The organism is Campylobacter sp. RM12642 (assembly GCF_020137635.1).
Lineage (GTDB): Bacteria > Campylobacterota > Campylobacteria > Campylobacterales > Campylobacteraceae > Campylobacter_E.
In genome coordinates this window covers 1-2,414 of sequence record NZ_JACGAT010000053.1, presented here as the reverse complement: position 1 = coordinate 2,414, position 2,414 = coordinate 1, and the positions used below count along the sequence as shown (strand labels likewise).

Annotated in this window: 2 protein-coding genes; one reads left to right on the top strand and one right to left on the bottom strand. The window is 26.2% G+C overall.

What is annotated here, in order from left to right:
• The coding region (locus AVBRAN12642_RS09560) for a hypothetical protein (protein WP_336608299.1) at positions 1-1,990 on the top strand (1,990 nt) is incomplete at its 5' end.
• Here AVBRAN12642_RS09560 and AVBRAN12642_RS09555 read toward each other — a convergent pair.
• Entirely contained in the window at positions 1,965-2,186 is a 222-nt protein-coding gene (locus AVBRAN12642_RS09555) for a hypothetical protein (RefSeq protein ID WP_336608298.1), read from the bottom strand. The genes AVBRAN12642_RS09560 and AVBRAN12642_RS09555 overlap by 26 nt on opposite strands.
• Positions 2,187-2,414: the final 228 nt, after the last annotated feature.

Here is a 2,414-nt window from a genome sequence, read left to right as displayed (position 1 = left end):
CGACTTTAAATCAAGTAATACAATCTTTAGTGGAGATATAACTGCAAATAAATTATTAAGCGATGAAAAAAGCACTTTTCAAGGTAATGTTAGTGCTGATAGCATAAGTGCAGTTGGTTCTACATTTGAGCAAACTCTAACTATTACAGGCGATAGTAAAAACAATGTCTTAGATAATGCTACATTAAATCAAGGCATAGTAATTGATAACAAAGATGCACAAGTAAGTGTGATAAATGGCTCAGAAATCAAAGGAGAAATAAAAAACGAAGGCTTTATAAATGTAGAAGAAGGCTCAACAGTATCAGAAAAAGTAACAGGTAGTGGTATTTTAAAAACCGATGGAGCTTTTTATGAAGATAATGTAAGTATGGGTAAGATTGAAGGAGAGAACAATACCTTTAAAGGCGATGTAATTATTACAAATACAAATACCGAAGTAAAAGCTGATAATAATACCTTTTTAGGCAATGTATCAGTAAATAATGGTAAACTTAGTGCTACTACTAATAACAACTTTAAAGACATTAATGCTAATAATATTGATTTTATAAACGATGATATAAAAACAACCGATGAAATAAAAGCTCAAACAATAAAAGTAGATGATAAGTTAGTAATTAAAAATATAGATTTAAAAACAACTTCTATTAGTGCAAACAAAGGAGAGATTACAAACTCAAATGTATTCTTAAATAATACTAATGAAGGCTCTAAAGATACTAAAGTATTTTTAAAAGGTAAAGATGATAATGCTAGTAGTGTATATGATAAAGCAGAAATAACAAGTGGAGATTACACTATAGAAAAATCAGCTATTAAAGGTGGTATTAGAGCTAATAACTTAACTACAACTAATTCAAAAATAGTAGGGCAATTAGCAGTAAATAATCTAAACGCTACTCATTCTACTTTTTATATAACAGGTGGTGGATATAATACTTCTTTATATAATCACTTTAGTGGAGCAATCATTGCAAGATATGGTGCAAGTGGCTTTAATAATATAATTAATATTTCTAATACAAACTTAGGCTTATTAATTAATGGCTATGTTCCTATTGCAATTATTAATAATACTAACAACTCAAATACTACTAATTCAAATTCTACAAGAGCTGATATGATAGCTATAACACCTAAAGTAGTTAATAAAGACTTCTTTAAGATAACTTATACAACACCTATTTCAAGTGTATTATTATCACCTAATCTAGTTCATTATACAACTATGCAAGATGAGAATGGAACTAAAGAAGTTTGGAGTGTAGGTTTAGCTGGTAAAGAATTAAGCAAAGATGAAATCCAAGCAATAATTGATGGTAAAGGCAATGTTAATTACACTACAACAGAATTAATTAATAAAAACTATAAAGATTATTTTATGAGTGAATTATTAGACGATAATACAAAAGCTGAATTAAAAAGCATAATTAATACACCTTATTATGTAGCAAAAAATCAAGCAGATATTTTAAATGATAGATTTACTTATCTAAGAGATGATATTAAAAATCACGGCTTTTGGGTGAATAATTCATATAATTATTTAAAGACTAATTATAATGATTTAAGAAACAAAGGCACAAGCGTTGGTATAGATAAGAATATAAGCTTAGATAGATTTAATCTAACTTATGGAGTATTTGCAAATATTTCAAGATTAGAAATAAATAAAGCTTTAAGCTCTTCTACTAATGTAAGGTCATTTGGAGCTTATGCTTCTACTAATTTTTATAATGGAAGCTTTATTGATTATTCTTTAGCTTATGTAACATTAAAAAATAAATTTGAAGCTAAAAAGATTGATTTATATACTACTAATTACTTAGACTTATATCAAATAGGTTTAGGCTTAGGACATAGATTTAGTATAAATAATAATTACTTAGAGCCTAATATTAAATTAATAGCTACTAGATTTAAGGACTTAGACTTAAAAGGAACTAATGCAAGTATAGAAACTAAAAAAGGTCTTCAACTAGTATAAAAGCAGGAGTTAAAGCAGGAGTTGAGTTTAACAAAAACTTTAGCTTAGTTACTGAATTACAATACTTTAAAGACCTAAATGCTCTTTCAAAAAGTAAAGTAGTAGCTCTTTTAGAAAACAATCTTAACAATATCCAAGATAGTGGCTTGAATGCTAAAATAGGATTTTTAGTAAAACCAAATTCTAAACTAGACATTAATGCTGATTTTACAAAGAATATTTCTAATGAGTTTGATACAGGATATAGATTAAACTTAGGATTTAGCTATAAGTTTTAATTAGAACTTTAATAAAGTTCTAATTAACTTAGCTTTATTCTAAATACAAAGCTATTTCATCTGATATTAAATAGTTTTTATTAAATACTTTATTATCTTTTATAAAAACTAAATCTTTTAAATCATCTAATTTCTTTTTATCTTTT